Here is a 16,952-nt window from a genome sequence, read left to right as displayed (position 1 = left end):
GCATGCCGTACGGAAACCTTTTGTTGCCTTGCGATCAGGGCGAATACCGGAATTCACGCTTCCCGGCCAGGTGATCGACGCCACACGAGTGAGCGGCATGATTCACCCTTGAGCGGGTTCGGATCCCCCGGACGAATGACGCGGAGAGCGTGCACAACTGCCGGACGGGGCTTGCGGAACAGGCCCGTCCGGCGGCCGGCGCCCGTTCTAGAACGGGTTGAACTCGTCGAACTCGCGCTGTGCCTCGTCGCGTTCCGCCTCGCGGTCGCGGCGGCGCTGCGCCGCCGGGCGCGGTGCTTCGAGCCGGTGGTCCTCGCCACGACGGCCGAGCATCTCCGCGCCCGCCGCCAGGGTCGGCTCCCAGTCGAAGACGACGGCGTTGTCCTCGGCACCGATGGCGACGCCGTCGCCCGCACGGGCACCGGCCTTCGTCAACTCGTCCTCGACACCGAGGCGGTTGAGCCGGTCGGCCAGGTAGCCGACGGCCTCGTCGTTGTTGAAGTCGGTCTGGCGCACCCAGCGTTCCGGCTTCTCGCCGCGCACCCGGTAGATGCCGTCCTCCTCCAGCGTGACGGTGAAGCCCGCGTCGTCGACGGCTTTCGGGCGGATGACGATCCGGGTCGCCACCTCCACCGGCTTGGCCGCGCGCGCCTCGGCGATGATGCCCGCGAGCGCGAAGGAGAGCTCCTTCAGACCGGTGTGGGCGATGGCGGACACCTCGAAAACGCGGTAGCCGCGCTCCTCCAGGTCCGGGCGGATCATGTCGGCGAGGTCCTGGCCGTCCGGGATGTCGACCTTGTTGAGGACGACGATGCGGGGCCGGTCCTCCAGACCGCCGTACTGCTTCAGCTCCTCCTCGATCACGTCGAGGTCGGAGACCGGGTCGCGGTCGGACTCCAGCGTCGCGGTGTCCAGTACGTGCACCAGCACCGAGCAGCGCTCCACGTGCCGCAGGAACTCCAGGCCGAGGCCGCGGCCCTGGCTGGCCCCCGGGATCAGCCCCGGAACGTCGGCGACGGTGTAGACGGTGCTGCCCGCGGTGACCACGCCCAGGTTCGGGACGAGGGTCGTGAAGGGGTAGTCGGCGATCTTCGGCTTGGCCGCCGAAAGGACGGAGATCAGCGAGGACTTGCCGGCGCTCGGGTAGCCGACCAGTGCGACGTCGGCGACGGTCTTGAGCTCCAGCACGATGTCCCGGGCCTCACCGGGCTCGCCGAGCAGCGCGAAGCCGGGGGCCTTGCGCCGGGCGGAGGCCAGCGCGGCGTTGCCGAGGCCGCCGCGGCCGCCCTGCCCGGCGACGAACGTGGTGCCCTGGCCGATCAGATCGGCGAGCACATTGCCGTTCCGGTCGAGCACGACCGTGCCGTCCGGCACCGGCAGGACCAGGTCCTGGCCGTCCTTGCCGGAACGGTGGTCGCCCGCGCCGGGCTGGCCGTTGGTGGCCTTGCGGTGGGGGTGGTGGTGGTAGTCGAGGAGCGTGGTGATCGCCTGGTCGACGACCAGGGTCACATCGCCGCCGCGTCCGCCGTTGCCACCGTCCGGACCGCCGAGCGGCTTGAACTTCTCACGGTGTACGGAGGCACAGCCGTGGCCCCCGTTACCCGCGGCGACATGCAGCTCGACGCGGTCCACGAAGGTGGTCATGGTTGAAACCTCCAGTTACATACGTGCAGAAATATCTCACTCGCGCTGCCCCGCCGGCTCGTGCCGTACCGCCGGGGGACAGCCGTCCCTCATGGGAGAAACACGCGAAAGGCGGACCCGCTTCCCGTACGGGAAGTGAGGTCCGCCTCCGCAGAGACCGCTCGACGAGCGCCGAAAATCAGCCGGCGATCGGAACGATGTTCACGACCTTGCGGCCACGGTGCGTGCCGAACTCGACCGCACCGGCGGCGAGAGCGAACAGCGTGTCGTCGCCGCCACGGCCGACGCCCGTGCCCGGGTGGAAGTGCGTGCCGCGCTGGCGGACCAGGATCTCACCGGCGTTGACGGCCTGACCGCCGAAGCGCTTCACGCCGAGCCGCTGAGCATTGGAATCGCGCCCGTTCCGGGTGGACGATGCGCCCTTCTTGTGTGCCATGTCTCCTCAGTCCCTTACTTCGCAGCCGCGGGGATACCGGTGACCTTGATCGCCGTGTACTGCTGGCGGTGACCCTGGCGACGGCGGTAGCCGGTCTTGTTCTTGTAGCGAAGGATGTCGATCTTCGCGCCCTTGTGGTGGTCCACGACCTCGGCCTGGACCTTGATCCCGGCCAGCACCCACGGGTCGCTGGTCACGGCGTCGCCGTCGACCACGAGCAGGGTCGAGAGCTCGACCGTGTCGCCAACCTTGGCAGTGGAAATCTTGTCAACCTCAACGATGTCACCGACAGCAACCTTGTGCTGGCGGCCACCGCTGCGCACGATGGCGTACACGCGGATCTCTCTCTCGCTCGGAACGAAGTCCCTGATGCCAGCCGCTCACACGGGCCGGGGCCCGAGGTGATCCGAATGGACGAGCGGCCTCTCACCTGTGAAGGGAGGGGGTTGCTCAGGGACAGGCGCATGGAAACACGCCGAAGAGCAAGATTACGGGCCGCCGTCCGGAGGGTCAAACCGGGGTCCTTCCCCGCCGCTCCCCCGTTCATGCGTGGCTGACCCGCCCGTGCTTCCGCCGCCGGGGCGGCCACCGGCTGTGGCGGGCCCACGACGGCCGGTGGGCCACATCCCCGCAGGAGTGTGGCCCACGGCCGTCCTACCGCGCCGTACGTCCGCGGAGGAACCTCCGTGGCCGTACGGGCCGCGCTGTCGCCTACGCCTCGGCGTCGGCCGAGACGGTGGACTTCGACGGCTGCTCAGCGGCGACGGTCTTCTTCGCCGCCTTCTTGGCCGTCGTCTTCTTCGCCGCGGTCTTCTTGGCAGCCGTCTTCTTGGTGGCCGTCTTCTTCGCCGTGGCCGCCTTCTTGGCCGTGGCCTTCTTGGCGGTCTTGCGGACCGCCTTCTTGGCCGCAGCCACCGCCTCGGCCGGCTCCGCCTCGGTCTCGGGCTCGGTCTCGGGCTTCGGCTCGGCCGGGCCGGTCACCACGACGACCTCCGCCCCGTCCGCACCGGCGGGCGAGCCCGCGGGTGCGGTGACCTTGCGGGTCACCCGGCGACGCGCACGCGGCGGGGCGGCCTCAGGGGCCACCTCCTCGGGTGTGGCCTCGGGTGCGGCCTCGACCACGGGCTCCGGCTCGGCGGCCTGCACCGGGACGGCGGGCTCGACCGGGGCGGGCGAGCCCGCCGGGGCGGTCGCCTTCCGGGTCGCCCGACGGCGCGTACGGGCCCGGGGGGCCTCGGCCGCGGGGGCCTCCTCCACCACCGGGGCCGGGGCCTCGTCGGCCGGGGCCTCGGCCACCGGCTCCGGCTCCACGACCGGCTCGGGCTCCGCGACCACGACCGGCTCCGGCTCGACGGCCGGGGCGGCGGCGGGTGCGACAGCGGCCTTCGGGGCGCCGGCCGGGGCCGTTGCCTTACGGGTCGCACGTCGACGGCCACGACCGCGCGTGGCGGCCGCCTCGGCCTCGGCCGGGCTGCTGTACAGCTCCTCGTCCGGGACGAACTCCGGCTCGGGCAGCGCCACCGGTGCGGCCACCTCGGCGGCCACCTCGGCCTCGGTCTCGACCTCTGCCACGGCTTCGGTCCCGGCCACGTGCTCGTGGTCCGCGCCGCCCCGGCCGCGCTTCTTGGCACGCTTGCCGTTGCCGCCGCCACCGATCGAGGTCGGCTGCTCCATGTGCACGATCACGCCGCGCCCGTTGCAGTGGACACATGTCTCGGAGAAGGACTCCAGCAGACCCTGGCCCACCCGCTTGCGGGTCATCTGGACCAGGCCCAGCGAAGTGACCTCGGCGACCTGGTGCTTCGTACGGTCGCGTCCCAGGCACTCCAGCAGGCGCCGCAGCACCAGGTCCCGGTTGGACTCCAGCACCATGTCGATGAAGTCGACGACCACGATGCCGCCGAGGTCGCGCAGCCGCAGCTGGCGCACGATCTCCTCGGCCGCCTCCAGGTTGTTCTTGGTGACGGTCTCTTCGAGGTTGCCGCCCTGACCGGTGAACTTGCCGGTGTTGACGTCGACGACGACCATCGCCTCGGTCTTGTCGATCACCAGCGAGCCGCCGCTCGGCAGATAGACCTTGCGGTCCAGCGCCTTCATCAGCTGCTCGTCGATCCGGTACGTCGCGAAGATGTCGACCTCGGAGGTCCACCGCGACAGGCGGTCCGTCAGGTCGGGCGCCACCTGCGAGACGTAGCCGTGGATGGTCTCCCACGCGTCGTCGCCACTGACGATGACCTTGGAGAAGTCCTCGTTGAAGATGTCGCGGACGACCCGGACGGTCATGTCCGGCTCGCCGTAGAGCAGGGTCGGCGCATTGGAGCTGCCGGTGCTCTTCGACTTCTTCTGGATGTCCTCCCACTGCTGCTGGAGCCGCTCGACGTCGCGGCGCAGCTCGTCCTCGCTCGCGCCCTCCGCGGCGGTACGGACGATGACGCCCGCGTCCTCGGGGACGATCTTCTTGAGGATGGTCTTCAGCCGGGCCCGCTCGGTGTCGGGCAGCTTGCGGCTGATGCCGGTCATCGAGCCCTCGGGCACATAGACCAGGTATCGGCCGGGCAGCGAGACCTGGCTGGTCAGGCGGGCGCCCTTGTGGCCGATCGGGTCCTTGGTCACCTGGACCAGGACCGACTGGCCGGACTTGAGCGCGGTCTCGATACGGCGCGGCCCGTGGGCCATGCCGAGCGCCTCGAAGTTCACCTCACCGGCGTAGAGCACGGCATTGCGGCCCTTGCCGATGTCGACGAAGGCGGCCTCCATGGACGGCAGTACGTTCTGCACCTTGCCCAGGTAGACGTTGCCGACGTAGCTGGTGGCCTGCTCCTTGTTGACGTAGTGCTCGACGAGCACGTTGTCCTCGAGGACGCCGATCTGGGTGCGCTCGCCGTTCTGGCGGACGACCATGACCCGCTCCACGGCCTCGCGGCGGGCCAGGAACTCGGCCTCGGTGATGATCGGGACACGACGGCGGCCCTGCTCACGGCCCTCGCGGCGGCGCTGCTTCTTGGCCTCCATGCGGGTCGAGCCCTTGATGGACTGGACCTCGTCGAAGCCGGTGCCGGGCTCGCGCTCGGCGTCCTTGCGACGGGGCTCGCGGACCTTGACGACCGTGCGCTCCGGGTCGTCCGTGCCGTGCTCGGCCTCGGCGGAGACTTCCCCGCTGCGACGACGGCGACGACGACGGCGACGGCTGCTGCTCGATCCGGCGGCGGCCGCCTCGTGCTCCTCGTCCTCCTCCTCGGACTCCTGAGCACGTTCCTGCTCGTCCTCGGCGTGGTCGGCGGCGGCCTCGTCGGCGTGCTGCTCCGCGGCCTCCTCGCCCTCGCTGACCTCGCCACGACGGCGGCGACGGCCTCCGCGACGGCGACGGCGCGAGGGCCGGTCCCCGTACTCGTCCGTCTCGTCGCCCTCGTGCTCGGCCTCGCCCTCGTGCTCCGGCTCGGCCTCCTCCTCGGCCTGCTCCTCCACCACGGCGGCGGCCTGCTCGGGCTCGGCGGCCTCACCGCGACGGCGGCGACGACGGCGCGAACCGGCCTGCGGCGCGGCCTCGGCGGCCGGGGCCTCGACGGTGGCCGTCGGCTCCTCGACCGTCTCGGCCTCTTCCTCGACCTCTTCGTAGCGCGACGCCGCAGCGGCGGCGGCCGCGGTCTCCGGGGTCTGGAACATCGGCTCGGCGAAGACCGGCGCCTGGAACACGGCCACGGCGGGGCGCGCGGAGCGACGGCTCTTGCGGACGGGCTCCTCGGCCTGAGCGGTGAACTCCGGCCGGCCCGCGGCGGCGGTGACCCGGCGACGCTGACGGCCGCGCGGTGCGGCGTCCTCGGCCTCGGCCGGCTCGATGGTCTCGGCGGCGGGCTCCTCGGCGACGGCCGGCGCCTCCTCGACGATCTCCACGGCTTCGGCGGCCTTCGGCGCACCCGCCGGCGACGTCGCCTTGCGAACCGCACGACGACGGCCGCGCGGGGCCTCGACGACCTCGACGGGCTCGACGACCTCTTCCTCGGTGACCTCTTCCTCCGCGGCCACGACGGGCTCTGCGGTTTCCGCGATCGGGGCGGGCGCTTCGGCGGGCTGCGGCGCACCGGCCGGGGCAGACGCCCGGCGCCGGGCGCGGCCGCGCGGCGCGGCGGGCTCGGGCTCCACGACCTCGGCAACCGGCTCGGGTTCGGCCGGTGCTTCCTCGACGATCTCCACGGCTTCGGCGGCCTTGGGCGCACCGGCCGGGGACGTCGCCTTGCGGACCGCACGACGACGCGGACGCGCGGGCGCCGCCTCCACCGTCTCGGCCTCGGGCTCGGCGACCGGGGCGGCGGCCTCGGTGGCCTCGCCGGCCTTGGGCGCACCGGCCGGGGACGTCGCCTTGCGGACCGCACGACGACGCGGACGCGCGGGGGCCGCCTCCGCCGGCGCCTCGGCCACGGGCTCGGCGACCGCGGCGGGCTCCACCGCTTCGGCTGCTTCGGCGGCCTTCGGCGCACCGGCCGGGGACGTCGCCTTGCGGACCGCACGACGACGCGGACGCGCGGGCGGCGCGGCTTCCTGCGACGCGGCGCTTCCGGCGTCGGCGGTGGTGCTGTCGGACACTGCGGCGTCAACGGCCGGCGCGGCCGCTTCGGCGGCTGCGCCCTGGGCCTCCGTCACCGGCGGACCGGCCGGGCGGGACGCGGCGCGGCGCCTGCGGCGCGGCGGCAGCTTGTCGCCGGGTGCGTTGTTCTCTTCGGCGTTCCCGGTCGTGCCGGGCTCGTTGGACTGGGGCATGCGGGCGGTTCTCCCGTCAGGCTCCCGGGCGCCGCGTCTGGTTCCGGTCCGGCACGGTCCGCGCGATGTACGCGGCTCCGCCGTCCGGGGCGCGGGCGCCGCACGGGAGCTCAATGTCTGGCTCGCCGGTTCCGTACGCGATGTGCGTACGGCCTGGCGAAAGTCTTATGGGTCATCGCGCGGCCCGAACCGGATGGCTCCCGAGTCGGAGGCCGCGCTGCAACGACCGCCTTACGCGGTACCTGCACCTTCCGGCGCCGTCGCGACGGCGGTCCCGGTGGCCGTGGGTGGAGCGGCCGGGGCTGCCTCGCGGTCGGGCGCGAGCGGGTCGGTCACCGTGCCGGACTCCTCGTCGAAGAGCCCCTGCGCCAGCCTGGTCACCGCTGCGGGGACCGGCGGCGCCAGGTCGGCCACAACGCGGAGACCGGACAGGACGTCGTCAGGTCGCACGGCAGGTGTCACGTGCCGAACAACCAGCCGCAGTATCGCACAGGGCTTGTCCTCGGGCCTATCAGCCTGTGGATCAAGAGCCTGCAGGTCGACGACGGCGGCGCGGGCGTCGAAGGTGCGCATGCCGTTCTTCGCACGGCGCTGGACCTCGACGGTCTCCGCCTTGTTGAAGGCGGCCACGGCCTCGGCCGCGTCCGCCTCGGTGACACCGTCGAGACGCAGCTCCCAGACGGAGGCGGTCAGCCGTTCGGCGAGACCCGAGGTACGGGCCTCCACGGCGTCGGTGATGTCGAGGCCGTCCGGCAGCGAGTCGTTGAGCAGCTCCCGCAGCACGGCCGGATCTCGGGCCTCGGTGAGGGCGATCTCCAGGAACTCGGCCTCACTGCCCGTGCCGGTCGGGGCGGCGTTGGCGTACGACACCTTCGGGTGCGGGGTGAAGCCGGCCGAGTAGGCCATGGGCACCTCGGAGCGGCGCAGTGCCCGCTCGAAGGCGCGCTGGAAGTCACGGTGACTGGTGAACCGGAGGCGGCCGCGCTTGGTGTAGCGCAGTCGGATGCGCTGCACCGCCGGTGCGGGCGGCGGGCCTTCGGGCTGTCGCTTGCCCAGTGGTTCTTCTCCTCGGTGCGGGGCGGACGCGGTGGGGCGCCGCCCTCGAAATGCGGGTGGCCCGGGGTGTCCGGTCCGGCTCACCCCCGCTCGGCGTTTTTCACTCCGGGCGGGGAGATCTCTGGTTCGGGCGCCGCGCTGGGCACAGTCGTTGTACTACCCAGACTACGCGCAAGGGGCCCCTTCGGTTCCCTGGGCTCGGGCTGCGGCGCCCCGCCGACCAGGGCCCGCCAGGCATCGTGGCGTGCCCGGCGTACGGTCTCGCGCGCCGAGCGCAGCGCCGACCGGGCCGCGCGGCCCGCCTCGACGGCTCCCCTTCTGGCCGCCGCCCAGATCCGGTCGCGCAGGAAATGCCCCACCGGTGTGCAGACCGTGCGGTAGCCCCAGGCCACCGGAGCCCCGACCAGATTCCATGCCAGCCGGACGACGGCCCGGCCGACGGCCCGCGAGATGTACCCCGCGACCCGCCAGGCGACGCCGAAGGCGGCGGCGATCTCCCGGCCGACCGGGGCCAGGACCCGCCGGTACAGCGATCGGAGCGGCGCGACCACCAGGGTCGCGACAAGCCACCCCACCGCCGCCCACAGACCGGCCCCGACGGCCGCGATCCCGCGCGCCAGCCTGTCGAGCAGCCGGGCTACGCCGTGGCCGAACGGGGTCAGCACCTCCCGGTACAGCCACCCCAGCGGCCGTACGACGAGGTGGTCGGCAAGCCAGGCGGCGGCGAGCGCGAGGGGCACCAGGACGTACCGCCACAGTCCGGTCACCGGCCGTACGAAGGCCGCCGTGAGAACCCGGCCGACGGCTGTACGGATCCCGCGTCCGGCAGGCACGAGCAGTTCCCGGTACACCCACCGCAGCCCGTGCCCGAGCGGGGTGAGTACCGCCCCGTACAGCCACACCACCGGCACCGCCAGCCCGTACCGGACCCCCGGCACCAGCACGTACCGCCACAACGCGGCCCACGGCCACACGAAGACCGCTGCGGCCAGCCACCGCAGCGCATGGCCGAGCGGGGTGAGCACCGACTCGTACAGCCAGCCGGCGGGGGCCACCACCAGGGTCCCGGACAGCCAGGACAGGCCACGCCCCAGCGGACGCAACAGGCTCCGCTCGACGGCACGGCCCGCCACCACCAGGGCGTCTTGGACCATCCGCACAGGCAGCACGACGACCAGGACCACGATCCGTACCGGAATCCGGATCGACGTGGTGAGACAGCCCTCGCCGGCTTCGTACCGCGCGGGGACCTGGTGCTTGCCGTAGTCCATGCCGTACATGACGCGAGGGCCCGGTCCGCAGTTTCCCGGACCGGGCCCTAGTTTCCCGGACCGGGCCCTCGTCACCGAGCCGTCACCAGTGGGACGTGCTCGCGGGCGGCTACTTCACGACCGACAGCGGCAGCAGCTTCCTGCCGGTCGGGCCGATCTGGATGCTGGTGTCCATCTGCGGGCAGACGCCGCAGTCGAAGCACGGGGTCCAGCGGCAGTCCTCGACCTCGGTCTCGTCGAGCGAGTCCTGCCAGTCCTCCCAGAGCCAGTCCTTGTCGAGGCCGGAGTCCAGGTGGTCCCAGGGCAGGACCTCCTCGTAGGAGCGCTCGCGGGTGGTGTACCAGTCGACGTCCACGCCGTACTCGGGCAGCGTCTTCTCGGCGGCGGTCATCCAGCGGTCGTAGCTGAAGTGTTCGCGCCAGCCGTCGAAGCGGCCGCCGGACTCGTAGACCTCGCGGATGACGGAGCCGACGCGGCGGTCGCCGCGCGAGAGGAGGCCCTCGACGATGCCGGGCTTGCCGTCGTGGTAGCGGAAGCCGATGGAGCGGCCGTACTTCTTGTCGCCACGGATCTTGTCGCGGAGCTTGGTGAGCCGGGCGTCGGTCTCCTCGGCGCTCAGCTGCGGGGCCCACTGGAAGGGCGTGTGCGGCTTGGGCACGAAGCCGCCGATGGAGACGGTGCAGCGGATGTCGTTCTGCCCGGAGACCTCGCGGCCCTTGGCGATCACGTTGACCGCCATGTCGCCGATCTGGAGGACGTCCTCGTCCGTCTCGGTGGGCAGGCCGCACATGAAGTACAGCTTCACCTGGCGCCAGCCGTTGCCGTACGCGGTGGCGACGGTACGGATGAGGTCCTCTTCCGAGACCATCTTGTTGATGACCTTGCGCATCCGCTCGGAGCCGCCCTCGGGGGCGAAGGTGAGACCGGAGCGGCGGCCGTTGCGGGTCAGCTCGTTGGCCAGGTCCACGTTGAAAGCGTCGACGCGGGTGGACGGCAGCGAGAGGCCGATCTTGTCCTCGGTGTACCGGTCCGCGAGGCCCTTGGCGATCTCGCCGATCTCGGTGTGGTCCGCGGAGGAGAGCGAGAGCAGGCCGACCTCCTCGAAGCCGGTCGCCTTGAGGCCCTTGTCGACCATCTCGCCGATGCCGGTGATGCTTCGCTCCCGCACGGGGCGCGTGATCATGCCGGCCTGGCAGAAACGGCAGCCGCGGGTGCAGCCGCGGAAGATCTCGACGGACATCCGCTCGTGGACGGTCTCGGCGAGCGGGACGAGGGGCTGCTTCGGGTACGGCCACTCGTCGAGGTCCATCACGGTGTGCTTGGACACCCGCCACGGCACGCCCGACCTGTTGGGCACGACACGGCCGATGCGGCCGTCCGGGAGGTACTCGACGTCGTAGAAGCCCGGGACGTACACGCCGCCGGTCTTCGCGAGGCGGAAGAGCACCTCCTCGCGGCCGCCGGGGCGTCCCTCGGCCTTCCAGGCGCGGATGATCTCGGTGATCTCCAGGACGGCCTGCTCGCCGTCGCCGATGACCGCGCAGTCGATGAACTCGGCGATCGGCTCGGGGTTGAACGCGGCGTGGCCGCCGGCCAGCACGATCGGGTCGTCGACGGTGCGGTCCGCGGCGTTCAGCGGGATGCCCGCGAGGTCCAGGGCGGCGAGCATGTTGGTGTAGCCGAGCTCGGTGGAGAAGCTCAGCCCGAAGACGTCGAACGCCTTGACCGGGCGGTGGCTGTCCACGGTGAACTGCGGGACCTTGTGCTCACGCATCAGCTCTTCGAGGTCCGGCCACACGCTGTAGGTGCGCTCGGCGAGGACGCCCTGGCGCTCGTTGAGTACCTCGTAGAGGATCATGACGCCCTGGTTGGGGAGCCCGACCTCGTACGCGTCCGGGTACATCAGTGCCCAGCGGACGTCGCATTCGTCCCACGGCTTGACGGTGGAGTTCAGTTCACCGCCGACGTACTGGATGGGCTTCTGCACATGCGGGAGCAGAGCTTCGAGCTGTGGGAAGACCGAATCGACAGACATCGCGAACTTTCGAGAGCCGGCAGGGGTGACCATCAAGCGTACCCCGATGCTCAGCCTCCCAGCGCCGCCCGCAGTCCGGCCCGCGACGCCCTCTCCCACACCTGAGGCAGCTCCTGCTCGCGGGCCGCGGCGGCCGCCTCCTCCCTCCCGTACAGCAGTCCCCAGGTGAAGGCCGACTCCCCCGCCGCGTGCGCCTGGACGGCCAGGGCGCGCAGCGCCTCGCGGGCCACCACGCTGTCCTGGTGGTCGCCGAGAAGGCTCTGGACGGCCTTCATCCGTTTGGCGAAGCGCTTGGCGGGCTTGCCGAGCGCGGGCCGGGCCGCCTCCGCCGCGTACCGGGCACGTTTGGCGGCCTTGCGGGCCTCGTGGAGGGCCACGTCCCGGTCGTGGCCGGGCGGCAGCTCCAGTGCGTGGCCGACCCGGGCCGCGAGGCGCCGGTACTCCTTCAGCACGGCCCGGGGCAGCGCCCTCCCGGGGGCACGGGAGGCGGCGGGCAGCAGGGGCGGGGCGGCGAGCAGGGCGTCGAGGCTCTCCAGGAGTGCCAGGTACCGCTTGCCGTCGAGCACGGCCACGGTGCGGCGGCGGGAGCCGTTGCCCTGGGCCACCGACCGGATCCGGAGCCGGCCGCGGACCGGACCGAGGACCAGGGTGCGGGGCAGGCCGTCGAGGTGGGCGAGCAGCCGGGCGTCGAGCACCTCCTGGTCGCGGTCGATGCCGAGTTCGGCGGCCAGCCACTTCAGCTCGTCGCCGACCGGGTCGGTGACCTCGCGGTCGAGGATCTTCCGGTACGTCCGCAGCGCGCTGCGCAGCCTGCGGGTGGCGACTCGCATCTGGTGCACGGAGTCGGGCAGGTCACGGCGCACGGCGGGGTCGAGGGCGACGATCGCCTCGGCCTGGTCACGGATGTAAGCGAGGACGTGATCGCCCGCGGTGGACCGCCGGGTCCGGCCCTCGGGGCTCTGCTTCCGGCGTGCGGGGCTCTCCTTGCGGCCCTCGGCGGGGCTCTTGCTCGGCTCGGGCGCCGTCTCGGCGAGCGCCCTGGCCAGTTTGGACGGTGACGCCGACGGGCGGACCCCGGCCTTGCGCAGCCGGCCCTCCACGGCGTCGAGGAAGGCGGGGTCGCCGTCATCGGCGAGCTCGGCCTCGATCTCGGTCCAGGCGGCCGTGCCGGCGCCGCCGGTCAGCCGTTCGGCCCGCACCCGGTCGACGCTGACCTCGGCGAGCAGGGCGCCGTCGGCGTCGAGCAGATGGTGGACGTCGCGGGCGGAGAACAGTCGGACGACGGGGACGAGGCCGCGGTCGCGGACCCGGGAGCGCAGCAGCCCCGCGAAGGAGCTCGGCAGGGTGTCGGAGAGCGGTTCCTGCAGCTCGTCCCGGATGCCGGAGGCGACGGGGAACTTGAGGTGCCAGCCGGCGTCGCTCCCGCCGGTGCGGCGGCGCAGGGTGAGGGAGTCCGCCGCGAGCCGCAGGTCCTCGGTGTCGTAATAGACGGCGTCCAGCTCGCTGACGCCCCGGGGGACGACGGCCGAGACCCCGGCCACCCGGCTCAGGTCCGGGAGCCGGGTTTCCGTGGTGGCTTCGTACTTCCGCTCGATCTCACGCTTCGAGTCCGCCATGACCCGAATCTAGACGTGTTGTACGCGAATGGGCAGTGCTCACGCACCGGCTCAGGCGCTTATCGGCCGCTGCACCCTGATCGACTGGAGCAGCCCGACCGCCACCCAGACGGCGAACATCGAGGACCCTCCGTACGAAACGAACGGCAGCGGCAGTCCGGCCACCGGCATGATGCCGAGCGTCATCCCGATGTTCTCGAAGGACTGGAAGGCGAACCAGGCGATGATTCCGGCGGCGACGATCGTGCCGTACAGCTCGGTCGTCTCGCGGGCGATCCGGCAGGCCCGCCACAGCACGACTCCGAGCAGGACGAGGATCAGCCCTGCGCCGAGGAAGCCGAGCTCCTCGCCCGCGACGGTGAAGACGAAGTCGGTCTGCTGCTCGGGGACGAACTGGCCGGTGGTCTGGGTGCCCTGGAAGAGGCCGGTTCCGGTGAGGCCGCCGGAGCCGATCGCGATGCGGGCCTGGTTGGTGTTGTAGCCGACGCCCGCCGGGTCGAGCGCCGGGTTGGCGAAGGCGGCGAAGCGGGCGATCTGGTACTCGTCGAGCAGGCCGAGCTGCCAGATCGCGATGGCGCCGGCCACGCCCGCGCCGAGCAGTCCGGCGATCCAGCGGTTCGACGCGCCGGAGGCGAGGAGCACCCCGAGCACGATGACGACCATGACCATCACGGATCCGAGGTCCGGCATTCCCATGACGACGGCCATCGGGACGGCCGCCAGACCGAGGGCCTTGGCTACGGTCCGGTGGTCGGGATGGAGCTGGTCGCCCGCGTCGACGCGCTCGGCGAGCAGCATCGCCATGATCAGGATGATGGTGATCTTGGTGAACTCGGACGGCTGGAGCGAGAAGCCGCCGCCGATGATGATCCAGGCATGGGCGCCGTTGACGGTGGCGCCGAGCGGGGTGAGCACCGCGAGCACCAGGAGCACCGAGACGCCGTAGAGGATCGGGACGGCGCCGCGCAGGGTGCGGTGGCCGAGCCAGATCGTGCCGACCATCAGGGCGAAGCCGATGCCGCTGTTGAGGGCGTGCCGGAAGAGGAAGTAGTACGGGTCGCCGTGGGTGAGCGAGTCACGTCCCCGGGTCGCCGACCAGACCAGCAGCGAGCCGATGAAGGAGAGCGCGATCGCGGACCCGAGCAGCGGCCAGTCGAGTCTGCGTACGAGGGAATCGCGGGCGGTGAGTTTGCCCCAGGCGGAGCGCTCGGGGCCGTACCCCTGGACGGAGAAGCCGGCCATCAGTCGCGCCTCCCCAGCACCGCGGCGAGGGTCTGTTCCTCCGGGGTCTTCTGCGAGGCCGGGTTGTAGGGCTTGATCTCCGGGGCGTCGATCGAGCCGTCCGGCTGGATCTTCGGCAGGGACTTCTGCGGGGTGGGCAGCAGCGCCTTCTTCAGATCCTGCTTGCCGGAGTCGTCGAGACCGTAGAGGGCGTCGTAGATGTTGCGCACGGCGGGCCCGGAGGCACCGGAGCCCGTACCGCCCTGGGAGATCGTCATGACGATCGAGTAGTCCTTGGTGTACGTGGCGAACCAGGAGGTCGTCTGCTTGCCGTAGACCTCGGCGGTACCCGTCTTGGCGTGCATCGGGATCTTGTCCTGCGGCCAGCCGCCGAATCGCCAGGCGGCCGAACCACGGGTCGCGACTCCCGCGAGGGCTTCGTCTATCTCGTTGCGGGTCTTGCGCGTGAAGGGCAGCTTGCCGTGCGACTTGGGCTTGATCTCCTCGACGCTCCTGCCGTCGCCGCTGACGATCGCCTTGCCGACGGTGGGGTCGTAGAGCGTGCCGCCGTTGGAGATCGCGGCGTAGATGGTGGCCATCTGGATCGGGGTGACGAGCGTGTCGCCCTGGCCGATCGAGTAGTTGACGGAGTCACCGGCGCGCATCTTGTCGCCTTCGAGGCAGTTCTCGTACGCGATCTGCTCGACGTACGTGCCGCCCTTCTTGCCCTGCTTGCACCAGGCGTCCTTGTTCGCGTCGTAGAAGTCCTGCTTCCACTTGCGGTCGGGGACCCGGCCGCTGACCTCGTTGGGGAGGTCGATGCCGGTCTCCTTGCCGAGGCCGAACTGGTGGGCGGTCCTGTAGAACCAGTCCTTGGCGTTCTTCTTGGGGTTCATCCCGCCGTCCTTCAGCCACTCCTTGTGCGCGATGCCGTAGTAGACGGTGTCGCAGGAGACTTCGAGGGCCCGGCCGATGGTGATGTCGCCGTAGCCCTGGGACTCGAAGTTCTTGAAGGTCTGCCCGCCGACGTTGTACGAGCTGGGGCAGGGGTAGTGGCCGTCGAAGGGGTATCCGGCGTTGACCGCGGCGGTCGAGGAGATGACCTTGAAGATCGAGCCGGGGGCGGCCTGGCCCTGGATGGCCCGGTTCAGCAGCGGGAAGTTGGACTTCTTGCCGGTGAGTTTGGCGTAGTCCTTGGCGGAGATGCCGCCGACCCAGGAGTTGGGGTCGTAGTTCGGCAGGGAGGCCATCGCGACGACGCGGCCGGTCTTGGCCTCCATGACGACGACGGCGCCGGAGTCGGCCTTGTAGTTCTCCCCGGTGTTCTTGTCGAACGCCTGACGGGCCGTCTTCATGGCCTCGTTGAGCTCGTACTCGGCGACGGCCTGGACCCGGGCGTCGATGGAGGTGACGACGCTGGAGCCGGGCTCCGCCTTGTCGTTCTTCGCCTCGCCGATGACCCGGCCGAGGTTGTCGACCTCGTAGCGGGTGACGCCGGCCTTGCCGCGCAGCTCCTTGTCGTAGGTGCGCTCCAGGCCGGAGCGGCCGACCTGGTCGGAACGGAGGTACGGCGAGTCGGTGTCCTGGGCCTTGGTGATCTCCTCGTCGGTCACCGGCGAGAGGTAGCCGAGGACCTGCGCGGTGTTGGCCTTGCCGGGCGCTGCGTACCGGCGTACGGCGGTGGGTTCGGCGGTGATGCCGGGGAAGTCCTCGGCGCGTTCGCGGATCTGGAGGGCCTGCTGGGTGGTGGCCTCGTCGGTGACCGGGATCGGCTGGTACGGCGAGCCGTTCCAGCAGGGCTGCGGGGTCTTCGAGTCGCAGAGCCGGACCTTGTCGAGGACCTCCTTGGGCTTCATGTCCAGGACACCGGCGAGCCGGGTCAGGACGCTCTTGCCGTCGTCCTCCATCTTCATCAGCTCGGTGCGGCTGGCGGAGACCACCAGCCGGGTCTCGTTGTCGGCGAGGGGCACGCCGCGCGCGTCGAGGATGGAGCCGCGGACGGCGGGCTGGACGACCTGCTGGACGTGGTTGTTCTTCGCCTCGTCGCTGTACTCCTGGCCGTTGCGGATCTGGAGGTACCAGAGGCGCCCGCCGAGGGTGAGCAGCAGGGAGAAGACGAGGACCTGGATGACGACGAGCCGGATCTGGACGCGTTGGGTCCGACCGGTCTCGGGGATGTTGCTCACGGGGCGCCCCCGGTGGTGGTCGGGCCGGAGGGGTGCGAGGGGTCCTGGCTGCGGTGCGGCCTCACAGTCGCTTGACCCCCTTGATGCGTCCGGCTCGGGCCGCGCGACTGCGGGCGGCCTTGACGCGCAGTCCGCCGCGCTGGCTGCCGATCCGCAGGCCGGTGCCGGAGGCGAGCCAGCCCGCGGCCACGTCCCCGCCGCCGGAGGTCTCGGCGAGCGGGTCGTTCACCGTGCGTCTGGCGACAGCCATGACCAGCGGTACGACGAAGGGGGCCAGGAGCAGGTCGTAGACGGCGGCGGTGAACAGCAGGCTGCCGAGGCCGACATGACGGGCCGCCGTGTCCCCGACGAGCGCGCCGACCAGCGCGTACAGCAGGGTCGAGCCGATCGCCGCGGCGACCACCCCGATCATCGGGACCATCGCCGACTTCAGCTGGCCGTTCTCCGGCTTCAGCAGCCCCGCGAGGTAGCCGATGACGCAGAGGACCAGCGCGTAGCGTCCGGCCGCGTGGTCGGCGGGCGGTGCCAGGTCGGCGAGGAGCCCCGCGCCGAAACCGATGAGGGCGCCGCTGACGTGCCCGTACACGAAGGCGAGAGCGAGGACGACGAGGAGCAGCAGGTCGGGCACGGCGCCCGGGAGCTGGAGGCGGGCGAGCACGGAGACCTGGACGACGAGGGCGACGACGACCAGGACGACGGAGAGCAGAATCCGGTTCAAACGCATGGGAATCA

The 16,952-nt window shown here is 71.5% G+C and carries 11 protein-coding genes; all 11 read right to left on the bottom strand.

Going from position 1 to position 16,952, the window contains the following annotated elements:
• Nucleotides 1–207 precede the first annotated feature (207 nt).
• The 11 genes from obgE to mreD all read right to left on the bottom strand — a co-directional run bounded on the left by obgE (nucleotide 208) and on the right by mreD (nucleotide 16,944).
• Nucleotides 208–1,644: a GTPase ObgE gene (obgE, locus tag IE107_RS05165; RefSeq protein WP_189541510.1), complete on the bottom strand. Its 1,437-nt coding sequence runs from the start codon at nucleotides 1,642–1,644 to the stop codon at nucleotides 208–210.
• A 178-nt stretch (nucleotides 1,645–1,822) separates the two neighbouring features.
• Nucleotides 1,823–2,080: a 50S ribosomal protein L27 gene (rpmA, locus tag IE107_RS05160; RefSeq protein WP_018103204.1), complete on the bottom strand. Its 258-nt coding sequence runs from the start codon at nucleotides 2,078–2,080 to the stop codon at nucleotides 1,823–1,825.
• A 14-nt stretch (nucleotides 2,081–2,094) separates the two neighbouring features.
• Nucleotides 2,095–2,415 carry a 50S ribosomal protein L21 gene (gene rplU / locus IE107_RS05155; RefSeq protein ID WP_042812502.1) on the bottom strand — a complete coding sequence of 107 codons (321 nt, stop codon included), beginning with the start codon at nucleotides 2,413–2,415 and terminating at the stop codon, nucleotides 2,095–2,097.
• Between the two features lie 376 nt (nucleotides 2,416–2,791).
• Complete coding sequence (locus tag IE107_RS05150) at nucleotides 2,792–6,835, bottom strand: Rne/Rng family ribonuclease (protein ID WP_189541508.1); 4,044 nt, start codon at nucleotides 6,833–6,835, stop codon at nucleotides 2,792–2,794.
• 231 nt (nucleotides 6,836–7,066) lie between these two features.
• On the bottom strand, nucleotides 7,067–7,849 hold the full coding sequence (locus IE107_RS05145) for a TIGR03936 family radical SAM-associated protein (protein ID WP_189541506.1): 783 nt from the start codon (nucleotides 7,847–7,849) through the stop codon (nucleotides 7,067–7,069).
• Between the two features lie 122 nt (nucleotides 7,850–7,971).
• Complete coding sequence (locus IE107_RS05140; protein ID WP_189542094.1) at nucleotides 7,972–9,162, bottom strand: hypothetical protein; 1,191 nt, start codon at nucleotides 9,160–9,162, stop codon at nucleotides 7,972–7,974.
• Between the two features lie 109 nt (nucleotides 9,163–9,271).
• Nucleotides 9,272–11,197 carry a TIGR03960 family B12-binding radical SAM protein gene (locus IE107_RS05135; RefSeq protein WP_189541504.1) on the bottom strand — a complete coding sequence of 642 codons (1,926 nt, stop codon included), beginning with the start codon at nucleotides 11,195–11,197 and terminating at the stop codon, nucleotides 9,272–9,274.
• A 50-nt stretch (nucleotides 11,198–11,247) separates the two neighbouring features.
• Nucleotides 11,248–12,813: a CYTH and CHAD domain-containing protein gene (locus tag IE107_RS05130; protein ID WP_189541501.1), complete on the bottom strand. Its 1,566-nt coding sequence runs from the start codon at nucleotides 12,811–12,813 to the stop codon at nucleotides 11,248–11,250.
• A gap of 51 nt (nucleotides 12,814–12,864) precedes the next feature.
• Entirely contained in the window at nucleotides 12,865–14,055 is a 1,191-nt protein-coding gene (gene rodA / locus IE107_RS05125) for a rod shape-determining protein RodA (RefSeq protein ID WP_189541499.1), read from the bottom strand.
• Nucleotides 14,055–16,220: a penicillin-binding protein 2 gene (mrdA, locus tag IE107_RS05120; protein WP_189541497.1), complete on the bottom strand. Its 2,166-nt coding sequence runs from the start codon at nucleotides 16,218–16,220 to the stop codon at nucleotides 14,055–14,057. Before mrdA ends, rodA begins: the two co-directional genes overlap by 1 nt.
• A gap of 61 nt (nucleotides 16,221–16,281) precedes the next feature.
• On the bottom strand, nucleotides 16,282–16,944 hold the full coding sequence (gene mreD / locus IE107_RS05115; protein WP_189541494.1) for a rod shape-determining protein MreD: 663 nt from the start codon (nucleotides 16,942–16,944) through the stop codon (nucleotides 16,282–16,284).
• Nucleotides 16,945–16,952 lie beyond the last annotated feature (8 nt).

The organism is Streptomyces gelaticus (assembly GCF_014649535.1).
Taxonomy (GTDB): domain Bacteria; phylum Actinomycetota; class Actinomycetes; order Streptomycetales; family Streptomycetaceae; genus Streptomyces; species Streptomyces gelaticus.
Note: the sequence above shows the minus strand (reverse complement) of the source record. Positions and strands in the feature narration are given on the sequence as shown.

What these genes read in the sequence shown, in the direction of transcription:
- IE107_RS05135 (WP_189541504.1), bottom strand. Translation starts at nt 11,197, where the DNA reads ATGTCTGTCGATTCGGTCTTCCCACAGCTCGAAGCTCTGCTCCCGCAT.
- rpmA (WP_018103204.1), bottom strand. Translation starts at nt 2,080, where the DNA reads ATGGCACACAAGAAGGGCGCATCGTCCACCCGGAACGGGCGCGATTCC.
- obgE (WP_189541510.1), bottom strand. Translation starts at nt 1,644, where the DNA reads ATGACCACCTTCGTGGACCGCGTCGAGCTGCATGTCGCCGCGGGTAAC.
- IE107_RS05150 (WP_189541508.1), bottom strand. Translation starts at nt 6,835, where the DNA reads ATGCCCCAGTCCAACGAGCCCGGCACGACCGGGAACGCCGAAGAGAAC.
- rodA (WP_189541499.1), bottom strand. Translation starts at nt 14,055, where the DNA reads ATGGCCGGCTTCTCCGTCCAGGGGTACGGCCCCGAGCGCTCCGCCTGG.
- IE107_RS05140 (WP_189542094.1), bottom strand. Translation starts at nt 9,162, where the DNA reads ATGGACTACGGCAAGCACCAGGTCCCCGCGCGGTACGAAGCCGGCGAG.
- IE107_RS05130 (WP_189541501.1), bottom strand. Translation starts at nt 12,813, where the DNA reads ATGGCGGACTCGAAGCGTGAGATCGAGCGGAAGTACGAAGCCACCACG.
- mreD (WP_189541494.1), bottom strand. Translation starts at nt 16,944, where the DNA reads ATGCGTTTGAACCGGATTCTGCTCTCCGTCGTCCTGGTCGTCGTCGCC.